Annotated in this window: 18 protein-coding genes and 1 pseudogene; 7 read left to right on the top strand and 12 right to left on the bottom strand. The window is 69.6% G+C overall.

Annotation, left to right across the window (positions count from 1 at the left end):
• Positions 1-126: 126 nt before the first annotated feature.
• The 7 genes and pseudogenes from G6N48_RS20030 (at position 127) to G6N48_RS20005 (ending at position 5,812) form a co-directional block, all read left to right on the top strand.
• Positions 127-1,335, top strand: coding sequence for a PPE family protein (locus G6N48_RS20030; protein WP_085270520.1), 1,209 nt, complete (start codon positions 127-129; stop codon positions 1,333-1,335).
• Positions 1,336-1,423: 88 nt separating this feature from the next.
• On the top strand, positions 1,424-1,726 hold the full coding sequence (locus G6N48_RS20025; protein ID WP_085270519.1) for a WXG100 family type VII secretion target: 303 nt from the start codon (positions 1,424-1,426) through the stop codon (positions 1,724-1,726).
• A 36-nt stretch (positions 1,727-1,762) separates the two neighbouring features.
• The gene (locus G6N48_RS20020) at positions 1,763-2,050 is read left to right on the top strand and encodes a WXG100 family type VII secretion target (RefSeq protein WP_085270518.1); all 288 of its coding nucleotides are present in this window, start codon (positions 1,763-1,765) and stop codon (positions 2,048-2,050) included.
• An 81-nt stretch (positions 2,051-2,131) separates the two neighbouring features.
• A pseudogene (locus G6N48_RS29055) lies at positions 2,132-2,212 on the top strand (ESX-1 associated ATP-binding protein EpsI N-terminal domain-containing protein); the annotation flags it as partial.
• A 444-nt stretch (positions 2,213-2,656) separates the two neighbouring features.
• Positions 2,657-3,475, top strand: a complete 819-nt coding sequence (locus tag G6N48_RS28345; protein ID WP_232066669.1) for a MinD/ParA family ATP-binding protein — start codon at positions 2,657-2,659, stop codon at positions 3,473-3,475.
• Positions 3,472-5,019, top strand: coding sequence for a type VII secretion integral membrane protein EccD (eccD, locus tag G6N48_RS20010; protein WP_085270516.1), 1,548 nt, complete (start codon positions 3,472-3,474; stop codon positions 5,017-5,019). Before G6N48_RS28345 ends, eccD (G6N48_RS20010) begins: the two co-directional genes overlap by 4 nt.
• 118 nt (positions 5,020-5,137) lie before the next feature.
• Positions 5,138-5,812, top strand: a complete 675-nt coding sequence (locus G6N48_RS20005) for a hypothetical protein (RefSeq protein ID WP_139825895.1) — start codon at positions 5,138-5,140, stop codon at positions 5,810-5,812.
• A gap of 89 nt (positions 5,813-5,901) precedes the next feature.
• Here the strand turns inward: G6N48_RS20005 and G6N48_RS20000 are convergent, their stop codons facing one another.
• The 12 genes from G6N48_RS20000 to G6N48_RS19945 all read right to left on the bottom strand — a co-directional run bounded on the left by G6N48_RS20000 (position 5,902) and on the right by G6N48_RS19945 (position 22,706).
• Positions 5,902-8,118: a hypothetical protein gene (locus G6N48_RS20000; protein ID WP_085270514.1), complete on the bottom strand. Its 2,217-nt coding sequence runs from the start codon at positions 8,116-8,118 to the stop codon at positions 5,902-5,904.
• Between the two features lie 72 nt (positions 8,119-8,190).
• Positions 8,191-8,538, bottom strand: coding sequence for a YbaB/EbfC family nucleoid-associated protein (locus G6N48_RS19995; RefSeq protein ID WP_085270513.1), 348 nt, complete (start codon positions 8,536-8,538; stop codon positions 8,191-8,193).
• A gap of 9 nt (positions 8,539-8,547) precedes the next feature.
• Positions 8,548-10,011: an EspB family ESX-1 secretion system-associated protein gene (gene espB / locus G6N48_RS19990; protein ID WP_085270512.1), complete on the bottom strand. Its 1,464-nt coding sequence runs from the start codon at positions 10,009-10,011 to the stop codon at positions 8,548-8,550.
• 188 nt (positions 10,012-10,199) lie between these two features.
• On the bottom strand, positions 10,200-10,547 hold the full coding sequence (locus G6N48_RS19985; RefSeq protein WP_085270511.1) for a YbaB/EbfC family nucleoid-associated protein: 348 nt from the start codon (positions 10,545-10,547) through the stop codon (positions 10,200-10,202).
• A gap of 5 nt (positions 10,548-10,552) precedes the next feature.
• Positions 10,553-12,082 carry an EspB family ESX-1 secretion system-associated protein gene (gene espB / locus G6N48_RS19980; RefSeq protein WP_085270510.1) on the bottom strand — a complete coding sequence of 510 codons (1,530 nt, stop codon included), beginning with the start codon at positions 12,080-12,082 and terminating at the stop codon, positions 10,553-10,555.
• A 123-nt stretch (positions 12,083-12,205) separates the two neighbouring features.
• A complete protein-coding gene (gene eccE / locus G6N48_RS19975; protein ID WP_085270509.1) occupies positions 12,206-13,591 on the bottom strand; it encodes a type VII secretion protein EccE in 1,386 nt (461 codons plus the stop codon).
• Positions 13,592-13,597: 6 nt separating this feature from the next.
• Positions 13,598-14,947 (bottom strand): type VII secretion-associated serine protease mycosin, encoded by a 1,350-nt coding sequence (mycP, locus tag G6N48_RS19970; protein WP_085270551.1) that lies wholly within the window; start codon positions 14,945-14,947, stop codon positions 13,598-13,600.
• Between the two features lie 117 nt (positions 14,948-15,064).
• Positions 15,065-16,903: a type VII secretion AAA-ATPase EccA gene (gene eccA, locus G6N48_RS19965; protein WP_085270508.1), complete on the bottom strand. Its 1,839-nt coding sequence runs from the start codon at positions 16,901-16,903 to the stop codon at positions 15,065-15,067.
• Positions 16,896-18,503: a type VII secretion protein EccE gene (eccE, locus tag G6N48_RS19960; protein WP_085270507.1), complete on the bottom strand. Its 1,608-nt coding sequence runs from the start codon at positions 18,501-18,503 to the stop codon at positions 16,896-16,898. The genes eccA and eccE (G6N48_RS19960) overlap by 8 nt, the downstream gene beginning before the upstream one ends.
• A complete protein-coding gene (mycP, locus tag G6N48_RS19955; RefSeq protein WP_139825894.1) occupies positions 18,500-20,170 on the bottom strand; it encodes a type VII secretion-associated serine protease mycosin in 1,671 nt (556 codons plus the stop codon). The genes eccE (G6N48_RS19960) and mycP (G6N48_RS19955) overlap by 4 nt, the downstream gene beginning before the upstream one ends.
• On the bottom strand, positions 20,155-21,684 hold the full coding sequence (eccD, locus tag G6N48_RS19950; protein WP_085270505.1) for a type VII secretion integral membrane protein EccD: 1,530 nt from the start codon (positions 21,682-21,684) through the stop codon (positions 20,155-20,157). Before eccD (G6N48_RS19950) ends, mycP (G6N48_RS19955) begins: the two co-directional genes overlap by 16 nt.
• Entirely contained in the window at positions 21,681-22,706 is a 1,026-nt protein-coding gene (locus tag G6N48_RS19945; protein WP_139825893.1) for a MinD/ParA family ATP-binding protein, read from the bottom strand. Before G6N48_RS19945 ends, eccD (G6N48_RS19950) begins: the two co-directional genes overlap by 4 nt.
• Between the last annotated feature and the right edge of the window lie 81 nt (positions 22,707-22,787).

Genomic DNA, 22,787 nt, shown 5'->3' with positions numbered 1-22,787 from the left:
CGCTATTCGGTTCCCGTTAACGCTTTTGGAGGGTTGCCCGGCTATCGGCGATGGCGCAGTGCAGGTTTCACACCCGGCATAGGACATGTCCCATAAATCCCCTGACCACCAAGGAGACCGGCGACGATGCTGTGGCACGCGATGCCACCGGAGCTGAACACCGCCCGGCTGATGGCCGGAGCCGGGCCGGCACCTATGCTGCAAGCCGCCGCCGGCTGGGAGGAGTTGGGAAGCGCGCTCGAGACGCAGGCGACCGAATTGGCAGCTGAGCTGGTCGCGCTGAAGGAAACGTGGACCGGAGCGGGCAGCGACCGCGCGATTTCCGCCGCTACGCCGATGGTGGCCTGGCTGCAGGCCGCGGCGCAGCACGCGCGGGATCGCGCGATGCGGGCCACGGCGCAGGCCGCGTCCTACACGAAGGCGTTGGCGATGACACCGTCGCTGCCGGAGATCGCCATCAACCACGTCACTCACGCGGTCCTGACGGCCACCAACTTCCTCGGCATCAACCTTGTGCCAATCGGTTTCAACGAGACGGATTACTTCGTCCGCATGTGGAACCAGGCCGGCGGTGTCATGGACATCTATCAGGCAGAGACCGTCGCCAACACCACCTTCGAGCCGCTGCCGCCGGTGAAGCCGATCCTGCAGCCCGAGGCGGGCGAGGCTGTCAGCGAGGCCTTCGGCCGGTTCTGGGACGTGGCCTCCGAATACTCGCCATCGGCTTCGCGCCGGCTCGCCGAGTTGGCGAACGAGGTCCCCAATCCGGTCACGGGACTGCCGATCGACGAGCAGGTGGGCCAAATACTCTCTCAGATGGGGCAATTGGGGCAGCTGAACGGGCCGATGCAGCAGCTCATGATGCCGCTGCAGCAGGTGGGTGCGTTGGCGAGCCAGGCCGGCAGCACGGGTGGCGCGGCAGCCCCGGAAGATCTCGCGGCGGCGGACGCGCTGAGCGAGCCGGGCGGCGAGGGACTCGGACAACTCGGTCTCCTGGGCGCCGGTCCGCTGTCCAACCATCCGCTGGCGGGCGGCGCGGGTCCGAGCGTGGGCATGGGATTGATGCACGCCGAGGCGCTGCCCGGGGCGGGCGGGTCCCCGGCTCGCACGGCGATGATGAGCCAGCTGATCGACAGGCCGTCCGCGAGCGCCATGCCGGCTGCCGCCGCCGGGTCGTCGGCTCTCGGGGGTGCCGCACCGATGGGGATGATGGGCGCCGGCGCTGCGGCCGGCGGCGGCAGCAGCAGAACGGGATTCGCGGCGCCGACCCTGCTGGCCCCGGACGCCGACGCGCACGACGGACCGGACGACGTTGGCGATGAGGACGATTGGTGAGCACCCACGCCGACAGACTTCCCGGCCGCCGGGGCCGGAAGACTTGCCAGCACTTGGCGAGGACAGAGCAAAAAGGAAAGAGACCAGCATGGCAGAGATGAGGACCGATGCCGCGACCCTGCGCGCGGAGGCCAGCAACTTCGACCGGATTTCCAGCGAACTTCAGACGGTCATCCGGGGCGTGGAGAGCACGGGCGGCGAGTTGGCAAGCCACTGGCGCGGCCAGGCGGGCGCCGCCGCACAGCAAGCGTTGGCCCGCTTCCACGAGGCCGGGCAGCAGCAGATCAAGGCGCTCACCGACATTTCTCAGAACATCCAGGGCGCCGGAATCCAGTACTCGAAGGCCGACGACGAGCAGGCCGGTTCGCTGTCGTCCCAGATGAATTTCTGAACCGACTCGGTCAGAGCAGAAGAAAAGGAGCACCAAATGTCAGAACAGCATTGGAACTTCGCCGGCATCGAAGCCGGTTCGGGCGCGATCCAGGGCGCGGTGCAGACCACCCAGGGACTGCTCGATGAGGGCAAGACCTCGCTGACCAACCTCGCCGCGGCGTGGGGCGGCAGCGGCTCGGAGGCCTACCAGGATGTTCAGCGGCGCTGGGATGACGCCTCGGCCGAGCTGAACGCCTCGTTGCAGTCGCTCGCGCAGCGGATAAGCGAAGCCGGCCAGGCGATGTCCCAGACGGAGTCGGGCGTCACCGGGATGTTCACATAGCAAAAGCGGAGAGCGGCGAAGCACGGGATCGGGCGGCCTGCCCATCTCGTGCTTCTTCGCGCGGTGAGGTGAAAGGGTTGCATGGCGGCCGACTATGACCGGCTCTTCCAGACCCCGGACGGGGCGGAGGACCCGGAAGATGCCATGGCCCAGACTGGTTACGACGTTGATGCCCCGTCCGCGCCGTCGGTCGTGCCCGCGAGCGCACCACGGTCCAACGGCCACAGCAGGCCCCCGGTCGATTGGGCCCCGCACACACCACCGGCGCGCCCAGAACCGCCACCGCCAGGTCCGGTGACGGCGAGCCGGGACTCGGCACAGCAGGGGCGACACGCGCGCCGCGGCGACAGCAAAGCCGCTGCGCCACAAATCCGGTCACATGCCGGAGCGCCCAACAGCCATCGCGCGGCGCCGCGGGCCCGCGAGGACGCGCCGCCCCGTGCCTCGCTCCCACACCGTCCGCGAACAGACTCGGCGAAGGCCGCGAACCCGGCGCGACAGCCGGCCATCGCCCACCGAGTCGCATCGAACAACGCCCTCCCCAAGGCGGTTTCGCGGCGCGGATGGCGGCGCTGGGCCTACCGGTTGACGGGAGTCAACTTCGGCTTGTCCGGTGACGAGAAGTACCAGAGGCAACTCGAAGAGCGCATCCGCCGCAAGGTTCGCGGCTCCTATCAGATCGCGGTCGTGGGTCTCAAAGGCGGGGCCGGCAAGACGGCAGTGGCTGTTGCATTGGCCTCGACGTTCGCCCGAATACGCGGAGACAGGATCCTGGCGGTCGACGCCAACCCCGTAGCCGGCAATCTCGCCGACCGGGTGGGGCGGCAATCGCGAGCGACCGTCGCCGACCTGCTGACCGGTGCGGGGCTCTCGAACTATAACGATGTCCGCGCGCACACCAGCGTGCACGAGTTCGACCTCGAAGTGCTTTCGGCGGCCGAGTACGGCGCGGCGCGAGGGCCACTCACCGAAGAGGAGTGGCGATGCGTGGTCGGCACCGTGCCCAGGTACTACAACTTGGTGCTCGCGGACTGCGGTACCGATCTGCTGAGTCCGGCCACCCGCGCCATTCTGGCGACGGCATCCGGGGTGGTCCTCGTGTCGAGCGCATCCGCCGACGGGATCGGGCAAGCCGCGCTAGCCCTGGACTGGTTGCGTCTCAACGGCTATCAGGCCTTGCTGGGCCGCGCGTGCGTGGCGATCAATCAACTTGCGCCGGCGAATCGCGCCGAACCTGTCGACCACCTGGTGCGTCGGTTCGAGGCATTCGTGGCGCCGGAGCGGGTCATCGTGCTGCCGTGGGATGAGCACGTGGCCGCGGGCGCCGAGATTCGCAGCGATCAGCTCGGTGATGCCTACAAGCGTAAGATGGTCGAACTCGCCGCAGCTTTGTCCGATGACTTCGACAGGGGTGATCGTCGTTGAGCGCGCCCACCGCAGCAGCAGCCGCCGCCGCTCCGGCGGCCGCCGAGGCGGCTTCCGTCCAGCCCGCGTCCACCAGGGTGACCATCCTCACCGGCAGGCGGCTGACCGATGTGGTGCTGCCGTCCGCGGCACCGATCGAGACCTACATCGACGACACCATGGCGGTGCTGTCCGAACTGCTGGTGGACACGCCGGCAGACGTCCTGGCGGGCTTCGACTTCTCGGCTCAAGGGACCTGGACGTTCGCCCGCCCCGGAGCCCCGCCCCTTCGACCCGACCAATCACTCGACGACGCGGTTGTTGTCGACGGGTCCCTGTTGACCCTGGTGCCGGTGAGCCGCACCGAGCGTTACCGGCCGCTCGTGGAAGACGTCATCGACGCGATCGCGGTGCTGGACGACTCGCCGCAATTCGACCGGGCAGCGCTGCATCGCCTCATCTGGACGGCAATTCCCTTTGTGGCACTGGCTGTTACGGGATTGGCGACGGTCGGGTGGTGGAATACCGGGCGCCACCTGTGGTGGCCGCTTGCTCTGGGAATCGGTGGCGTCCTCGTGGCGACCGGGAGCTGGGCCGCCAAGAGGTTCTACCGAAACCTCGACTTCGCCGAGAGCCTGCTCGCGGCGGCGCATCCGCTGATCGTCGCCGCGGCCGCGCTGGCCATCCCCCGCCCGCGTGGAGCCGACGCGTTGGGGGCACCGCAGCTGGCGGCGGCCGCCGCCACACTTCTGCTGCTCACGCTGCTGAACCGGGGAGGCCCCCGCCGGCGCGCCGAGCCGGCGGCGTTCACCGCCGTCATCGCCCTCGCGATCACCCTGGCCGCCATCGCATTCGGCTACGGCCGCCAGCAGTGGGTGCCGGCGGGTGCGATCGTGTTGGGGCTGTTCATCGTGACCAACGCGGCCAAGCTCACGGTGGCGGTCGCACGGATCGCACTCCCGCCGATCCCGGCACCCGGCGAGGCCGTTGATCACGACGAACTGCTCAATCCCGTCGCCGGGCACGACGCGGGTGACGAGAACGAGACGCGCACCTGGCAGGCCATCATCGCCTCGGTGCCCGACTCGGCCATGCGGCTCACCGAGCGCAGCGCGTTGGCCAACCGGCTGCTGATCGGGTTCGTGGCGGCGGGCACCTTCGTCCTGGCGGCCGGATCGATCGCCGTGGTGGTGCGCGGGCACTTCTTCGTCCATAGCCTGGTCGTGGCGGGACTGGTCACGGTGGCGTGCGGCTTCCGGTCCCGGCTTTACGCCGAGCGCTGGTGCGCGTGGGCGCTGCTGGCCGCAGCAATAGTCATTCCCACGGCAGTGACGGCAAGGCTGGTCGTTTGGTATCCGCACTTTGCCTGGCTCGCCTTGTCGGTCTACGTCGCGGCCGCGTTGATAGCGCTGGCGGTCGTCGGCGCCACCGTCGGGGTGCGCCGGATCTCGCCGGTGATGAAGCGCGTGCTCGAATTGCTCGACGGCGCATTGGTCGCCGCGATCCTGCCCATGCTGCTGTGGATCACCGGCGTGTACGACACGGTCCGCAACATCCAATTCTGAGCCCGCCACGGGCGGGGCGCACCTCCGGATAAAAGTTGGTGCGGCCGAACCCATCCGCCCGCGGGTAAAATCGTCTCGTGCGAATCGATTTGGGGAGCGGTCGGTGACTGAGCCGCTCGTGGTCGATCCGGCCCGTCTGGAAACGGCCGGCGCTACCCTGCGGAAACTCGCCTTGCCAGCGCCCCCGCCGCGCATCGTCGTCGACGGAACCGACTCCATGTCGTCGGCGATCAACGCGACCTTGCCGATCGTCGAATCGCCGGTGATCGAGGGTCTGCCCGCCGTACAGGCGGTACTGAGAAGAACCGGCGACAACATCGTCGCCGCCGCCGAAATCTACGCCGAGACCGACCAGCAGTTGAGCGGTCATGTCAACCGCGTCGAGTTCGTCAGGACGGCGAGAACGATTTCGGGTGCCTCGAGCACCGCCGCGCTCCGGGATGGCACCGGGGATGAACCCCCAGATGCTCCGCCCGCGGAAGGCGAAATTCCCGGGACACCGCAGCCGGGTGCGTCCTTGCCGCGAGCTGATCGGTTGGCCCAGTACGGACAGCTGGCCGGTACCGCCGGCTTCGCGGCCCAAAGCGCGATGCAAAGCGCCCAGGGCGCCACGGGCGGCATTGCCGGCGGCGCCGCGACGCCGGCCCAGCTCGACGACACCGAGTCGCCCGCCGCGGACCAGGCCGAGATGGTCGACCAGATCGATCAGGCCGACGGCGAGGGGGCATCGGAAAGCGTCCCCGTCCAACAGCCGGCGGCGGGACAACCCACGACGACGCGGGTCGGGGCCTGATCACAGCCGGGCCGCGCGGCTGCGCAAAGCCCCCAAAGCCCCCCAAAGCCCGCAAAGTCATTGTGCCGCCGGGCTTTCTCCGACCCCCGTTACTTCACTTCGGACAGCGCGGCGTCAAGCACGCCGATCAGCTGTTTCCAGTACAACCAGTCGGCGACGGCACAGCGCTGCGCGACCGGGTCGACGGCGGTGTGCGCCTCGCGCAGTGAGGCCTCGAGTGCGTGGGTGGCGTAGCTGTGGAAGGCCCGCAGGTGCGCGGCCTGGCGCCCGGTCGCACTACTCGTCATCGGCTTCATCACCTCGAGCCACAACATCGGCCGTTGATCGGCCGGCGCTTTGAGGTCCGCTGATCCCGTCCGGAACTGGGCGAGCATCTGCTCGATGCTGGTGGTTCCCGCGGCCACCGATGCCGCGAGCAATGCGGCCTCCTCGGCGCCCATCGATGGTGCAGGCGCGGCGGAACGATCGGCCGCTGGCTTGGCGTCCACCGGTGCCGGCGGTAACAAGTCGGCCAGACGCACGTCCGGCGTCTCCGCCAGGCGTTGTGCCGCAACCGGATCCACCACCTCCAGGCGCGACCGGCCGGCCATCACACCGCTGGCCGGGATGTCGTCCGGCTTCAACACGACTTTCGCAGCGCCCGGATCGGAGCCCGCCAACTGCTCCTCGGTGGCGATCACGGCGCGCAGCCCGGTATTGTGCTGCGCCGCCCAGCCCTGCACCGCCAGCACGGGGTAGGTGGCCCAGCGCGCCCGCTCGGCGGGCGGGATGGCCTGGTCGGCGCTGGCCATGCGCACCGCTTCCGGCAACCGCACTTCTTCCGGAATGTAGGCAATCCCATAGCTGTTCGCGACGACGATCTTACCGTCGGTGGTGACCGCGGTGACCCAGAAGAAGCCGAAGTACCCTTCGCCGCCGCCGCCGGGCGCGTTCAGCGCGGCGGCGATGCGGCGGCCCAAGCGCAACGGATCGTTTCCGCCACCCCTGCGGCGCTCTGCGGCAGAGGCCGACGCCTCGGCGATGGCGTCACGTTCGGCGCGCGCAGCCGACACCGGAATCGGCGTTGCCGCAGCGGCATCCCCCTGTTCCTTGCGATCGTCACGCTTGTTGCCCGCCGAGCTGGGTCCGCCGCGCGCCGCTTGTCCTGTACGCGCCGCGCCCCGGCCGGCTGCCGCCGGCCGTGCACCGGCCGGTGCACCCGCCGACTTCTGTCCGACGGGCGCACCAGAACCGCCACCGGCGGCGGCACCGGCGGCCGCACCGGCAGTCGACCCGCCCGATGCCCCCGGTGCCATGGGAACCCCGGGCATGCCCGTCGCCGCGGCCGGAGCCACCGACGGTGAAGCGTCCTCCTTGGTGGTCGAGCCGGGCGACTGCGGCGCGCTCCCGCCCTGGACCGCCGCCGGAGCCAGTCCCTTTGACCCGCCGCCCCCACCCAGCGGCGGCGCCGGTGCCGCCGGACTCAACGCATCGGTGGGCCCGGCACCCGGGGAACCGGGGACCGCCGCGACGGGGCCGGGCGGGACGGGCTCAACGGGGGCGGGCGGAGACGTCGGCGGCCGCTGTCCCGGCACCGAAGGTGTTGCAGGACTTGGCCACTGGGGACCATTGTCCAGTGGTGGAACCGCGGGTGCCGGTCGCCCGGGTCCGACCGGCGAGACCGGCGGTGCCATCAGCGGCGGCGCCGGGGCGGGTCGGGGGCGGTCATGCTCGACGGGAGGTGGCCACAGCGATGGTGCATCGGGGAGCGTGACGGGGGGCGGCTTCTTCTGATCGAGCAGGTCCTCGAGGGCATTGCCGGGCGGTTTCCATGCCCGACTTGCCACGATTTGTTCGGCGGTGCCGTCGACCACGCAGACATTCGCCCCGTGCGTCGCGCTGATCACCGTGTTGATAGCGGTGGTTCGCTCGGCGGCGTCCAGGCTCGAATCCCGCTGCAGAAGATCGATCCGGCGGTCAGCGGCGTCGACGTTGTCGGTGATGTCGGACTTCGCCTGCACGATCGACGCGGCCACATACCTGTGCCAGGTGATCACGGTGGCAAGTCCGTTCTGCAGGGTCGCGAGCTCATCGATGTTCTTTGCGAGTTCGCCGTTTGCCGCTCCGGCGGCACCACCCGACCAGGCACCGCCGTCGAAGATCTCGGCGTGCTCGTGCCGGCACGTCGCCAAGACCTCGGTGACCTGCCGCAGCACCTGGGTGAATTCATGTGCCCGGTCGTAGAAGGCCTGCTCGTCTGCCTCCGGCCAGCCGCCCGGATCGAGCATCTGCGCGACGTAGTCGCCCGTCGGCCTCGTCAAGCCCATCGCATTACCCCTTTCCCCGGGCGAGACTGACCGCATCGTTCATACGAAAAGGCCTGGCGCGCTGCGGTTCGCCTACGCCAGCCCCAGCGTGCCTTGGAGCGATCCGGCGATCTCGGCGAGCGACTCGACGAGCTGCGCGGACTCGGCCTCGCCGGCGGCGGCCGCGGCCGCCACCGCGGCGCGGATCGCCTCGTTGATGCGTTTCTCCGCCGTTTCGGCGCCCAGCCGCAGCAGGCCGTCTTCGATGCGGATATCGGTGAGCCAGCGGTGGCCGTTTACGGTCACTTCGACCGTCTCGGATTCGTCGGTGGCCGTGAATGTTTGGGTTGCGGTCAGGTGTAGCTGCGCTTCGAGGGCGGACTGGAATCGCTGCGCCTGTCGCAGCGCCTCGGCTACTTGCGGGTGCATCTCGGTGGTCATCGGCGGTCCTTACTTGTCGGGGGCATCCTTGGCTCGGCGTCGGCCGATCACGCCTTCGGTCCAGGGCCGCTCCTCGGTGTAGAGCGCCTCGTCGTCCGACTGCGTGCGTTTTCCCTTGTTGTTGCCCTGGCCCTGACCGGCACCGGGCGCTCCCATCGGTGCCATGCCGCCGCCGGCGCCGCCGACGCCGGGAACCCCGCGGCCCGGCCCCGCCGCCGAAGGACCCGCGGCCCCGGCGGGCCGCGAGGCTGATTCGGCGTCCACTGGGGCCTGTAACGGCATCGCCGGCACGCCGCCCGCCCCGGCGCCTCCCACCGACGCCGGCTTGACACCCGCTCCCGCCGGAAGTCCCGGCTTCCCCTTCAGATCCTTCAGGGCCTGCGTCAGCTGCGGGTCGGTCGGCGTTGTCGGCATCCCGGCCGACGGCGTGGCGGGCATGCCGGTCGGGTCGGGAAGTTCCGAATCGTCAAGGGGCAGGCCGGTCTCCGGATCCGTGTCGACGGGATTGTCCGGCTCGACTCGATCGCCGCCGTCGCCGGGATTGGTCGGGTCAGCAGGATTATCCGGGTCGGAGGGCTTCGGTTCGGGCGGCGGGTCGATCCTGTAGGCGGGCGTGGGCTTCGGCGGACTCAGGGGCGGCAACGGTAACGCCGCCCTCTTCTCGTACTCGAGCATCACCTCGTCGGATTTCGTCTGCAGCTGCCCGTATATCTGCATGACGACGTCCCGAAACATCGGCTGGCTGTTGTACAGCTGATCGAGTTCGGCGAAATCCTTGTACTTGATGGTCTGGTTGTTGTACCAGATGTGCTCTTTTTGAGCCCAGCGCTGCGTCGATGCGACGCCCCTGGCCTGCGTCGCCAGCTGGCCGCACAGCGTCGCCATGGAGTCCAACCAGCTCCGCTGCGAATCGAAGTTGGCCTCGACAGCATCGCTCGCAGGGCTCCACCAGTCCTTGAACGGCCTGAAGCGGTAGCGGGCTTCCAGCAGCGCGCGCTGATAGCTCTCCCAGGCGTCGGCAAAGCGCAGGAACGCCGTTCCCTGGTCCCCTGTTTCGTTGTCCAGGGTTCGCTGTTTGAGGTCAGCGTAATCGCCGGGGCCCGCCATCGCCGCGACCGGGGTTTCGTCGAGCGTCGCGGGGTCCACACTCTCGCGAACGGGCCCGGGCTGCACCGGCGACACAGAAGTCTCGTCGGCGATGGCCTCCTCGGCCCCCTCGTCCGCCTCCTCGTAGGCCTTGGCGGCGTTGCGCAGGGACTGCGCCAGGCGCGACCGCTCCCGCTCACCGACCCCGAGGTAGGTGCGCATGTTGTCGGCGGACAGCCCGATCTGTTGGGCCGCCCTCCTGACGAATCCGAGGTTGCACGGCGCGGCGGGGTTGCCGGTGGGCATACCCGGGATCGGCTCCTCGAGCTCGGCGGCACGCGCCATCAGCTCGTCGTACTCGACGCTCAGCGTCCCCGGCTGTGTCACGGCGAATCACCTCCTGGGTGTGGACCGCGACGGCGGCAATGCCGTATCTGGTCTTGACGCCGGGCCGGCGTCGCCTCGGTCGGCCGCCCGACGTCATGGTTAGAAGCGTAATCGACGTCGGGGCAGGCCAACTGCGCCAATTTCGGGCCCCGACCCCCTCACCGAACCGTCGCGGGCGTCGCGGCGGCTTATATCAGGCCCACCGACTTTTGCAGGTCCCCGGTGATCTCGACGAGCGAGCGCAGCAGCTGAGCGTTCTCGGCTTCCCGCGCGCCGGTCGCCGCGGCCTGGGCGTTGAGCAGCGCCTCGTTGATGCGTTCCTGGACCGTCTCGGCGCCGAGCCGCAGCAAGCCCTCCTCGATCTCGAGGCCGGTGACGCAGCGGTGACCGTTCAGTGTCACCTCGACGGTCTCGGCTTCGTCTGTGCCCGTGAAGGTTCCGGTGTCGTTTCGGCGCATCTGCCCCTCGAGCAGCGAGTTGAACCGCTGCAAGTGCTCCATTGCCTGCGCCACCTGCGGGTGCGTTCCGGCGCTCATCTGTGTCATTTGAGTAGGTCCTTTATGTCGGGGGAAGGCTTGGGGCGTGGGCGATTACCGATGACGGCCTCGGTCCACGGCCGTTCCTCAGTGTAGAGCGCCTCCTCGTCTGACTGCGACCGTTTGCCCTTGCCGCTCTGCCCCTGGCCGGCGGCTCCGGGGGCCATCGGCATGCCCATGCCGCCGCCCATCGCGCCGCCCGCGCCCGGGACTCCGCGGCCCAGGCTCGCCGCGTCACGTCCCGCCGCCGCGGCACGGGCGGCCGCGTCGGATTCAAGCGAGGGCTGCAGCGGCATCGGAGGCGCTCCGCCAATTCCGCCGTCCCCCAACGAGGCCGGCTTCACCCCGGCACCGACAGTCGTCGGGTCCGGCCGTACCCCCGCGGCTGCGGCGGCCAGCGCCGCCGGGTCCGGCCCTGTGCCGGGCGGGGCGGCTGACGGCACCGTCGGCATCCCGGTCGGATCGGGAAGGCCCGGATCGTAAGGCTGGTCACCACCCGGGATCGGGCCGGATGTGCCGGTGTCTTCCGGTACGTCCGGCCAGCTGGGCACATTGTCCGGGTCCCAGACGTCGATGAACGGGTTGTCGGGCTCCGGTGTCGGCAGTGGATCGATCTTGTGCGCGGCCGGGGGCGACGGCGGATTGATGGGAACCAGAGGCAACGAAGCGCTCCTGGCGTACTTGCTCAGCACCAACCGGGAATGTTCCGTTAACCGCTGGTATACCTTCATGATTGCCTCGACGATGTACGGGTCGGTCCAGTTCTCGTTGTACACCCGGTCGAGCTCGCGGACCTCGTACAGCGTGGGGTGCTTGCCCCACCATTCTCCGGTCTGGCGGTCCTCGGTGGCGGCGAGAAAATCGCCGGGAACCGCTTCGTGGTGCGCCGACTCGAGTTCCTTGGCCTGCTTGGCCATCGCCCGGACCCGGTCGACCATCTGCAGGACCCAGTCGAACTGTCTCTTGAAGTTCTGCGCCACCTGTTCAGCGGCGTCGCCCTCCCAGTGCCTGAAATCGCGGAACCGCTTGTCGGCGTCCTCGACCAATGTCGACGAATACCTTTCCCACGCTTCGGCGAAGGCGCGAAGTCCTACCCCCTGGTCGGGTCCTTGGATCTGCTCCGCCGCCGTGCGGAGGTCGACGTATTGCAGGTCGATCGGGTACGGCTTCGCCGCGTGCGCACTGCCGTCGGCCGCCGCGGGATCCCGGCCCCCGGCCGGGCCGGTGGACACGGCGCGCGAGATCTCCGGGCCGCCCACGCTGATGGCCTCCGCGGCGCCGAAGTCCACCTCTTCGTAGGCTTGCGCGGCATTGCGCAGCGACTGCGCGAGCTTGCCCCATTCTTTCGCCCCCCTGTCGAGGTAGGTGCGTATGCGCTCGGCGGAGGCGCGCAGGGTTCGGGAGGCTTCCACGGACATGTCGAGCGCGCAGGGCGCGTGCGGGTCTGCCGACGGCGCTGCGGGCATCGGATACTCGAGCCCCTCGGCTCTGTCCCACAGCTCGTCTCCTTCGACGGACATCTTCGGTCGCGCCATGCGGAATCCTCTCCTTGCCCTCCAGCCATTATCGGGCCGGCGGGGCGGGGGTCCTCACACCAAATTCCGGGCGTGGATGCGACCGCCTCAACCCGAGGAAACCCCGACAGGCGACGGGGCACGCTACCTCGGGAGCGCATTCTGGTAGCGGGTCTCCTCGGGCAGCGTGACGGGCCGGATCGGCAGCTGATGGTGCCGCGGGGTGCTGATCACATTGTGCCGCAATATGACTCGCGTGAGGCCGGGATGCCGGCCCAGATAGGTCGTTGCCTTCGGCCACGTCACCTTGGCTTCCGGGCCGATGTGTGCTCCGATCAGCTCGGCGAATTGCCGGAATCGCGGGCCGAGGGTGACGATCCCCCCGGCTGCCGACGCGCGCACGGCGAACTGCATGAACGTCCGGGCGTCGCCCAGATTGATACTCGCGTCGACGTCGTCGAACGGCATGTAAACGGGGCAACTGCTCGCGGTCTCGCCCACCAGGACACCGGCCGATCCGATGGGGAGCTGATGGTGCCGGTCGGGAATCAGGTGCTGGCCCTCCAGCGCCGCACGCTGACCGCCCGACACACGGGAGAACCCGCGCGGCCGCTTCGGCTTGGCCTGTGTCGTCAGCAGCACCGTGGACTGCGGTGCCATCCCGGGAACGACGCGGACCCTGGTGATGGTGTGGTCGGCGGGCACCGACCACCACACGTCCGGACCGCCTGGTGCGATATATGCCGCGGTGAAGTTGCCGTGTCCCTTGATCTTTGACCACTTCTCCCGCTCGAAGCTGATCTCCGTCGCGTGGTCGTAGTCGTCGAAACTGCGGCCACAGACCGCGTCGATGCCGTGGGCGGCCAGCTGATCGGCGATGCGCGTCGCCGATGCGACGAGGTAACGGGCCAGGCCCGCGACCCCCACATCGCGCCGCCGGGCCGATCTGCCGGCGCGCGCTGGATCGGCGCGCAGCACGATCCAGCTCTGGCGGTGCGCCGGCGCGGGGTCGGAGCCGATCACCTGCTCGTAGAGGCTCACCACGTCCGGCGACGCCGAGTTGCCGACACGGTAACCGGCGGAGACGATGTCGGCTTCCAAGTCGGGGCAGTTGACGGACAGCAGTTGCTCGAGCAACCGCGTGTCCACCACGTCGTCGGTGTGGGCTTGCCCGCCGACGACGACGGTCGGCGTGAACGGCCGCGGGATCAATTCGATTACTGCGACCAGGAATTCGCCTTGCCAGCGCACGGCGACGTGATCTCCCGGCCGCACGGTGGCACCGACCACGGGTTCCGACGGGACGTCGGGAAGCCTGCGCCGCCGCACCAGCCAGGCGATCACCGCCGCCACCCAGCCCGTGAGCCGCCGGCCGCGAAATGTCACCAGAGTGACCAGGGCTGCCACCGCCACCAGGGCCGGGCCCGCCCATGCATAACGCGTCCGGATGAACAGCAGGATGCACAACGGGGCGAGCGCAGCAACCCACAGGGCGTGGCCGCGGGTGAACCGTAACCGTAACGCACCCATAGGCTCTCAGTGCCTTCGCAGTGCTCGTTTGGTGAGGGACGCCAGCCCCAGCGCCAACAGCAGGACGACGACGCCCGCGGCGACGGCCGTGATGGGCCCGCGGTCCGGCGGCGGCACCGGTACCGGAGGCGCAATCCGTTTGACGATCGGCGGGCCGGTCGCGGCGGGCCCCGCCGGGATGTCCCAGGTGAGCGCGGCGAACGCGTTGACGGTGCCGGCGCCGACGGCGTCGTCGACCCCTCCGCCGGGGTGCCGGGCGGTAGCGGTGATCCGGTTGAGGATCTGCGCCGGCGTCAGGTCGGGGAATTTCTGCCGTAGCAACGCCGCCAGACCGGAGACGTACGCCGCGGCAAAGGAAGTGCCGGCGATCGGCACCGGCCCGTCCTTGCCGGGCAACGCATCCACCGGCTCGCCGTCGGGTCCCAGCGCAACGATGTTCTCGGCGGGCGCCGCCGCCCCCACCCACGGACCATGCATCGAGAAGGGGCTCGGCGCCCCGCTCTGGCCGACGCCCCCGACCGCAAGCACCAGCGGCGCGTACCACGCGGGGCTGACTATCGTCTGCACCTGCTGCCAGCCGCGCGGGTCGGCGGGCTGCGCGGGATCGGGCGGGGGATTTTGCGCGCAATCGCCGCCGGTGTTGCCGGCCGCGGCGACGACCACGGCATTCTTGACGTTCACCGCGTAGTTGAGCGCAGCGCCCAGGGTGGACTCGTCGACCGGGCTGCGCACCTTGAAGCAGGCGGCCTCGCTGATGTTGATCACGTTCGCGCCGAGGTTCGCGGCGTGCAGCACCGCGCGGGCCAGGCTGCGGATGGACCCCGCTGCCGGGGTGGCGTTGGGGTCGTTGTGGTTGTTCGGGTTGTCCTTCGGCTCGAAGGCCTCCAACGTCTGTCGTATCGAGATCAGACGCGCGTCGGGTGCCACACCGACGAAGCGGTCGGTGAGCGCCGGCCGGCCCGCGATGATCGATGCGACGAGCGTGCCGTGCGCGTCGCAGTCTGACAGGCCGTCACCACCCTTGACGACGAAGTCACCGCCCGGCTCGGCCGGCACCCGCGGCGAGGCGTCCACCCCGGTGTCGATCAGGGCCACGGTGATGCCGGCTCCGGTGGCGAACTTGTGCGCCTCGCCCACGCCCAGATACGCATTGGCCCACGAAGGATCGTGAAAGTTTGCGCCCGGCACGGCCAACGGCGCCTTGCACACCCGGCGCTGCTCGAGGGGCTGCTCGGGTCCGGTCACGTCGGGCGGCAGCGCGCCAGGGTCGATGGTGGGCGGGGCGACCGCCACGGCTGGGGGCGCGGCCAGCAGCACGAGCGTCAGAACCGTCGCGATCAGGAAGATACGGTGCACCCGCACCCTCCATCCACATAGCCGCGCCGCTTCTTCGCCAGCCGACCGCGATCGTCTCCCATCGCGGGCTCGGGTGCATCATAGATCTTGCGGCGCTGGGACCCGGCCGTTTTCCGTTCACCAGACGATGGCCGCCATGTCGCGGTTGTCGGAGCACACGCTGCGCACGGCGGCCTCGATATCCGGGGCGGTGATGATCTGCAGGTCCTCGACGGTCACCGGCCGGCCCGAACGCTTCTGCGTGACCACCCGGGTGTCGCGGAAGCCTTCGGCCCGTTCGATGACGTTACGGGCGAACCGGCCGTTCTGCATCGCGTCTATGCCGTGGCGGCCGCCGGGGGTGGTGTAGTTGCGGATCGTGGTGGCCGCGTCCAGGAACGTCTCGCGAGCCGCGTCGTCGAGCAGGCTGGCGCGCGGCGTGGCGTAACGGCGCGCGATTTCGACGATCTCGTCCGGCGAATACGACTCGAAGCGCAACTTGCGGTTGAACCTGCCCGCCAAACCCGGGTTCACGGTGAGGAACTGGTCCACCTGGTCCTCGTATCCGGCGCCGATGAAGCAGAAGTCGAATCGGTGCGCTTCCAGCGCGACCAGAAGCTGGTTGACCGCCTCCATGCCGATCATGTCCGGCGTCCCGTCGTGGTGGCGCTCGATCAGCGAGTAGAACTCGTCCATGAAAATGATTCGTCCCAGCGACTTTTCGATGAGCGCATTGGTCTTGGGTCCCGACTCTCCGATGAAGTGGCCGCAGAAGTCGGAGCGCCGGACCTCCCGGATCTCCGGGTGACGCACGATGCCCATGCCGGCGTAGATCTTGCCCAGGGCCTCGGCGGTGGTGGTCTTGCCGGTGCCCGGCGGCCCCACCAGGAGCATGTGGTTGGTCTGGCCCTCCACGGGCAGGCCGTGTTCCATCCGCATCATGCGGACCTCGAGCTGGTCCTCCAGCGCGGCCACCGCCTGCTTGACCGCTGCCAGGCCGACCTGTCTGGCCAGCAGCAACCGTCCCTCGGCCAGCAACTCGGCCCGTCGTTCCGATGCGCCGTCGTCCTCGAGTTGCTCGCGGGTCTTCGCCGTCGAGGCATCCCACTTGTCCGTGCGGCTGGCGATGGTCTCCTCGTCGACGACCACCAATTGCAGATTCGGATCGGCCAGCGCCTCCTTGGCCGCCTCGGTCAGCACGCCGTTGATCGTGGCCTTGGAAAGCCAGACCTGCGCCTGGTCCTCGTCGCGCAGTTGGCGATAGACCATTCCGCGCACATACGCGAGGTCGGCGACCAGCAGCGGGATGTCGGCAGGCCCGATCGACGCTGTCAGCACGTCGGCGTCGAACCGGCCCGAGGAGCTGTTGTGCCCGATCACGTCCACCCGGTCCAGCCAGTCAAGGGCCACGCGCCCCTGTCCGAGGTGCGCGGCCGCGTGGGCCGCCAGCGCGCAGATCGACGCCGTCACCGCTGACATGACGATGGCCTGCGGGGGCAGGTCCTCTGCGGCCGCCAGCAAGACCTCCGGCCAGCGCTGCGTTGTGTACATCAGGAACACCCGGGCCAGCTGGTGCCACTGGTGGCTGGCCCAGGAGTCCAGCAGGTCGCGGTTGGACAGCAATCGGTCGGCCTCGACGTACTCGCCGGCGATGGTCAGGGCCGACGACAACGCCAGCCCCACCTGCGAGGCGTCGGTCACCGTGATCGCGATGTAGGGGCCCAGCTGGATCTCGGCGGCCAGGGTCTGGCCGATGCGCGTGGTCTCGCGGTGCAGCCATTCGCTGGTGGAGTAGAGCTGCTTCAGCGATGCGAGGTCGCCGTCACCGCATGCGACGCGCCCCAGCCACGCGTCGGCCATCGACGGGTCCGAATCGGTGGCGGCGACGAAATCGGGCAGCGCGGCGCTGCGGCCATGCCGCGCCAACGTCGCCATGGCGCGGTCGAAGTGCCGCCGGGCGATCTGCAAGTCACCCATCGCGTCCGCCTTGCGGCGAGGTCGTCGAGCCGACCGACATCGTCACCGGCTCCAGGCTGACGTAGCGGTTCTCGGCGCGGAACATGTCCATCTCGACAAGCCAGTTCCGACCTGCTGCGGCGATATTCACCGTGGTCGGCCCGATCTGCTCGACGGTCACCTCAAAGCCGTGCCGGTGCGGGTCGGGCAACCGGGTGCCCGCCGGGGCGACGGTGATGACGGTCGCGGGGCGCGGGGTCGGCGAGATCGAGGCGTCGCCGAGCCGCGCGACGTGCTCGACGACGCTGACCGTCGTTCGCGGCGCCGGCCGCGGCGTGCTCACCACGGCGATCTCCGGCATTCGCACGCTGTCCCAGCGCGCCTTGTCGCGGGTGTGCACGCACACCCGCTCACCGGCGCCGGCGGTGCGGATGACGAGTCGCTTGGCAATGGGGTCGTCGGCGGCCACGAAAACGCGCGACAGTTCACCCGCGTCGGTGACCGGCAGCATCAGGCGGTCGCCGTTGCTCAGCTTGCCGATCAGCACACCCGACGGTCCGATCTCGGTGATCAGGTGAGGCGGCAGCGGGCTGGGCCGCAGCCCGCGCAGGGGTGGGCGCGGTCCGCACATGCTGGCCGCCGCGGCTGCGGCCTGCTCCCCGTTGAGGCGGCGCAGCGCCACGCTGGGCGGCGTGGGCGCCGGGGTAGGCGTGCGCACGGTGATCGTCGCCGTGCACGTCGCGTCCGGGTATATGGTCACGTTCTGGATGATCTCGTCTGCCCGCACCGTCCACGCCTGGGAGAGCGCCGCCGAGTTGATCGCGTCGGCCGGATACGCGTAGGTCGTCATCCAGCCGGACTCGCCGCGGACGGCCGTCCACCGCTGCGCCTCCCCGCCCACCGCGTCCGATCCCAGCCGGCGGTCGAGTTCGACGAGGTCGGTGGCGGTGGCGACCTTGGAGCGCAGTCCCTGGCAGCGCAGCGAGCCCGCAATCCGCTGGGCAACCGAGACAGCCGCCGCGCCAACGGTGGTGCGCCAGAAGAGGGCCTGCGTGTTGTCGAGGACGGGCAGCCGGATGATCAGCCAGGTCTCGCGCCGCCCTGCATAGGGTGGGGTGCCGATCTCGGAGTCGTAGACGCGCGGGTAGTCCCCCACGGTGCCGTGCCGGGAGCCTATCGAGACGACGCTGATCGAGTCGAGCTGCAGGTCCAGCGCCTGGTGCAGCATCGGCACCAAGTCGGCTATGTCGAGCACGTTCTCGGACTCGACGGTCACCGAGCCGGTGACGATCGTGGCCCGATGCCCTCGACCGAGCACCTGCACCGCGACGACGGCGGTGCCGTCCTGGACGCGAACACCGCCCCCGGATCGGTTGTTGGCCACCGTGATCGGGGCCTCCCAGTGGATGGGGCGGCGGCCACGCAGCCACAAGACGGCCCACGACCACGCTGGCTGCCCCCACCAGCGGACGAATACCACTAGCAGCCCGACCACCACCGCGACCGCCGCGCCGGGGTATCCGGCCAGCGCCCAACTCAGTGTCGCGAGCGAGAACACCACGGACACCCCGAGGACCCGTCGATCGCTGCTGGGCTCGAACCCGGTCAGGCGGGGCCTCACCGCGCCCTCCGCAGTCGCGCCGCGATCGCGAGCACCAGCACCGCGGCGGCCACGGCCCCCAGGAAGCCGAGCGCGACGTTGCGGGCGCGGTGGTCGGGCGGCGGGGCCGGGGGCGCGGGCGTGATCACGCGGCTCTGCGCACCCGGCGGCAGCCGATCGCCCGGCGGGATGTTGAACGTCAGCGCGGCGATCGGGTCGACGAGCCCGTAGCCGACCGTGTTGTCCACTCCCGCAGGCGGATTGTGGGCCGACTGCACAATCCTGTTGATCACCTGGTGCGCGCTCAGCGCCGGGAACTTGGCCCGCACCAGGGCCGCGATGCCGCTGACGTATGCCGCCGAGAAGCTCGTGCCCCAGAACGGCATGTTCTTTTCACCGGGCCGCGACGGCGGGTAGGCGTTGACGGGTCCGCCGCCTTGCGGTGACAGACCCATGATGTGGGTGCCCGGCGCCGCGACGCCGACCCACGGGCCCGACATGCTCTTGTCGAGTGCGGCGCCACCGGCATCGACGGCACCGACCGACAGGACGTAGTCGGAGAACCACGACGGCGACGAGATGACCTTGACCTGGTGCCAGTCCCGCGGATCAGAGGGGTCCAGCGGGTCATACATCGGGTTGTTGTCGCAGCCGGCCTCCCCGTCGTTGCCGGCCGCGGCGACGATCACCGCGTCCTTGACCGTGGCCGCGTACCACAGCGCCGCGCCCAGCGCCCGCTGGTCGGCCGGCGCCGCCGCCGGCAGGCACGAGGTCACCGAGATGTTGATGACCTTGGCCCCCATGTTGGCCGCGTGCACCACCGCCCGGCCCACCGTGTTGAGCGTGCCAGCCTTGACGCGCTCGTCGGAGTTGGGGTCCGCCGGGGGCGGGTTGACCGGCTCGAAGGCCCGCGACGATTGGCGGATCGAAATGATGGTCGCATTCGGGGCGACGCCCACCACCCCGTCCGGCGCCCCGGGTGGGGGCGGCGGCACCGCCGGTTCGTCCTCGGTCTGCGGATCCGGCGGTCCGTTGGACGCGGCCGTGGCGCCGCCGCCCTCGGGTGGCGGGGGTGGCGGTGGCGGCGGCGGCGGAACGATCTGCGTGATCGTCACCGGCGGCGGCGGGGGCGGCGGCGCGAGCGGCGGCGGCACCTCGACGGGTGGCGGCGGCGCGCCCACGGCCGGCGGCGGACCGGCCGGAGGGGGAAAGGCAGGGGTCACCGGCATGGGCCGCGGCATCGGCAGGATCCCTTGCGGCGCAGCGGCGATGATCGAGCTGACGACCGTGCCGTGCGCGTCGCAGTCCGACAGGCCGTCCTCACCCATGATGTAGTCACCGCCGGCCACGACCGGCAGGCGCGGGCTGGGGGTCACCCCGGTGTCGATGACCGCGACCGTGACACCGTTGCCGGTGCTGTACTCCCAGGCCTTGCTGACGTTGAGCAGGTTGAAGCCGGGCGCCAGCTGCGCCACGTCGGGGTTGCGCACGGTGATTGGCGTGGAGCAGCTGTTGGCGCGGCGCATCGGCTGGTCGGGGTGCGGTGGGCCGTCAGGCGGCACCAGCGCAGGATCCACCGAGGGCGGTGTAATGGCTTGCGCTGCGGGAGCGTTGGCGGACACCGCGACCAGGACGACGGCGGCGGCCATCGCCGCGGCCCGGGAGCAGACGCTCAGTGGCGAAGCCACGTGAAGAGCCCTCCCAAAGCCGCCGCCGCCGGCAGCAACACGATCAACGCCAGTACCTCGGCCCATTCCACGGTCAGCCGGATGAACGGCCGGAAGCGCACCGCCGGCACCAAAAGCGCCGCGGCCAAACCCAGTGCGGCGAACCCGGTCACCGCAGCGGCGGGCCAGAGCAGCCCGGCCCAGACGTCTCGCGGCTCGCAGATGGCGTACTTGACGATTCCGGCGCAGACCGCGGCGGCCGACCCGCACACCAGCGCGACCGCCTGGTACTTGGCCGCGAATCCGCGGCCCTGCGTGATGAAGATCCCGACCACGAGCCCGGCGACCACCAGCGCCAACCATGCCCACGGGCGTCCCGGGGCCAGCACCCCCCACACCGCGGCCGGCAGCACCACCGACACCCCCGCGCAGACACCGACCTGTACCGCGTTCACCAGGCGGGCCGAGGCCGCGATCGCCGCACCGCGGGCGGTGATGTCGGTCAATTCGTTGTCCTCGTCCTCGGATTCGTCCTCGCTGACCGGGGACACGGTGTCGACGGGCATGCCCTCGCGGCGCGCGAACAGGTCGCGTCCGGTGATCGACCCGAAATGCGGGGGCCGCACCCGCGCCACCCACAACGCGATCAGGGGGGTCGCCCTGATGAGGGCGAGCAGCCCGACCAGCACGCAGATGGACAGCACCTGCACCGAAGCCGGCCGGAACATCCGCACCGCGGCGACACCGGCGAGGATGCCGCAGACGGTCACCACGGCGGTGACCACCGCCGTCTGCCAACGGTTTTTGATCGCCACGGCGATGCCGATGGAGCCGAGGATCACTATCACCACGCCGATCAGCCCGTGTGCCGCACCGAGCCGGCCGGGCGGCGCGCAGGCGCCCGCGACGGCCAGCAACGCGACCGCGAGCCACCCGAAGCCGCTGAACAGGTCGCGCCGCTGCGGCCAGCCGCGCCACACCACCCACGTCGCGATCACCAGCAGCACGCCGATGCCCGCGGCCACCGCCGCCGGGATCGCGTCGTCGGTGAAGGTGCGCGCACGCAGGGTGAGGGCCACCACCACGGCGACGGCCATCGCGACGATCGCGATGGCGGTGTGTGCGGCCGTCAAGGGGGTCACCGGCGCGAACATGCGGTCGCCGCCGTTCCGCCCGAGCCATCTGCCCATCGCCGCCAAACCCGTTGACAGCGACTCGTATTGCGGCTCGAAGGATTCGCCGGCAACCCGGGGCACCAGCACCAGGGTGTCACCGTCCTGCACGCCGAGCTCGTCCAGGCTCTTGTTGATGTCCAGCCGAACCCCGTTGATCTTGTGCAGCTCGTAACTGCCCGCCGGAAGTGCGACGCCGTCAAAGCCTTTGCGCCTCAGGTCGGCGTCGAACAGCTCGACCATTCCCTCGAAGAATCCCTCGACCGGAATTCCGGCGGGAAAGACTTGCGAGCACAGATGCTTCTCGTAGCAGATGTTGACCGCACAGCGCGCCGGAAATGCGACTTTATGCGGCGCGGTCACGGCACCGTCCGCTCGGCATCAGGAATGTATTTGTCAGCCAGACCCGCCGTGATTTCGAAAAGCCGCAGCCGCGACTTTTTCTTCAGCTCGTGAACCGTGTCGATGATCCCGCCTTTGGCCAGGTGCGGATCGAAAGGCATCGACTCGACAATTGCCCCGACCTTGCTGAACCGCTCGGTCAGGTAGGCCAGCGCGTCCTTGTCGGCGATGGCGTCGGTGTGGTTGATGATCACGGTGCTGTGCGACACCAGCTCGTGGTAACCCTGCGACCTGAGATAGTCGACCGCCCTGAGCACCGGGCGGGAGCGATCCGCGGTGATCCCCGAGACCAGCACCAGGGTGTCGGTGTTGTCGAGAACCGCTTTCATCACGTCGTGTTCGAGGTCCGGGGACGCGTCGACGATCATGACGGTGTGAGTGCGGCGCAGCCGTGACAACACTCCGGAGAACATGGCCGGCAGCAGCGGCCGCGGCTGATCCGAGGTGCGGTTTCCGGCCAAGACGTCCAGCCCGACCGGGTTTTGGCCCAAATGCTCGCGAACGTCGGCGTAGCCCTGCACGTCGGTGTCGTTGATGATGGCGCTGTAGTCGCCGGGCGGCGACTCGTCGATGCGGTCGGCCAGCGTGCCGAACCCCGGGACGGCGTCGATCGCAATGACGTTCTGCGGCCTGCATTCCCGGAAGACGCCGCCGATGCAGGCGGCCATGGTGGTGACGCCGACTCCGCCCTTGCCCGACACGACGGTGATGACGTACTGCCGCCGGATGTGCCGGCGAATGCGGTTCTGCAAATCACGATAGTGTCGTTCGCTCGGCGACTCGCCGGGATTTATCTTGCGGAATGACGCCAAGTAGACGAATTTGCGCCATCCGGAGCCCGGAGGAATCTTTCGCGGCGCCGCCAGATCGGTAATGCGCATCGTGTCCGACACCGAATCCGGGAAGGCGCGGCCCGGCGACGGATCCCCCCGCCTGAACGCACCTTCGTCCGACATATTCGGGTCATTCCAAGGGCCAGTCACGACCGCGATGCTAACACGGCAATGGGCACCGCGTTTACCCGTTCAGTTATCTTTAGCGAACGGAAGACGTTGCTATTCCAT

Source organism: Mycobacterium parmense, from assembly GCF_010730575.1.
Taxonomy (GTDB): domain Bacteria; phylum Actinomycetota; class Actinomycetes; order Mycobacteriales; family Mycobacteriaceae; genus Mycobacterium; species Mycobacterium parmense.
Note: the sequence above shows the minus strand (reverse complement) of the source record. Positions and strands in the feature narration are given on the sequence as shown.

Excerpts from the sequence above, each read along its gene's own strand:
- G6N48_RS20030 (WP_085270520.1), top strand. The coding sequence starts at position 127 with ATGCTGTGGCACGCGATGCCACCGGAGCTGAACACCGCCCGGCTGATG.
- G6N48_RS20025 (WP_085270519.1), top strand. The coding sequence starts at position 1,424 with ATGGCAGAGATGAGGACCGATGCCGCGACCCTGCGCGCGGAGGCCAGC.
- G6N48_RS20020 (WP_085270518.1), top strand. The coding sequence starts at position 1,763 with ATGTCAGAACAGCATTGGAACTTCGCCGGCATCGAAGCCGGTTCGGGC.
- G6N48_RS20000 (WP_085270514.1), bottom strand. The coding sequence starts at position 8,118 with ATGGGCTTGACGAGGCCGACGGGCGACTACGTCGCGCAGATGCTCGAT.
- G6N48_RS19995 (WP_085270513.1), bottom strand. The coding sequence starts at position 8,538 with ATGACCACCGAGATGCACCCGCAAGTAGCCGAGGCGCTGCGACAGGCG.
- G6N48_RS19985 (WP_085270511.1), bottom strand. The coding sequence starts at position 10,547 with ATGAGCGCCGGAACGCACCCGCAGGTGGCGCAGGCAATGGAGCACTTG.
- espB (WP_085270510.1), bottom strand. The coding sequence starts at position 12,082 with ATGGCGCGACCGAAGATGTCCGTCGAAGGAGACGAGCTGTGGGACAGA.
- eccE (WP_085270509.1), bottom strand. The coding sequence starts at position 13,591 with ATGGGTGCGTTACGGTTACGGTTCACCCGCGGCCACGCCCTGTGGGTT.
- eccA (WP_085270508.1), bottom strand. The coding sequence starts at position 16,903 with ATGGGTGACTTGCAGATCGCCCGGCGGCACTTCGACCGCGCCATGGCG.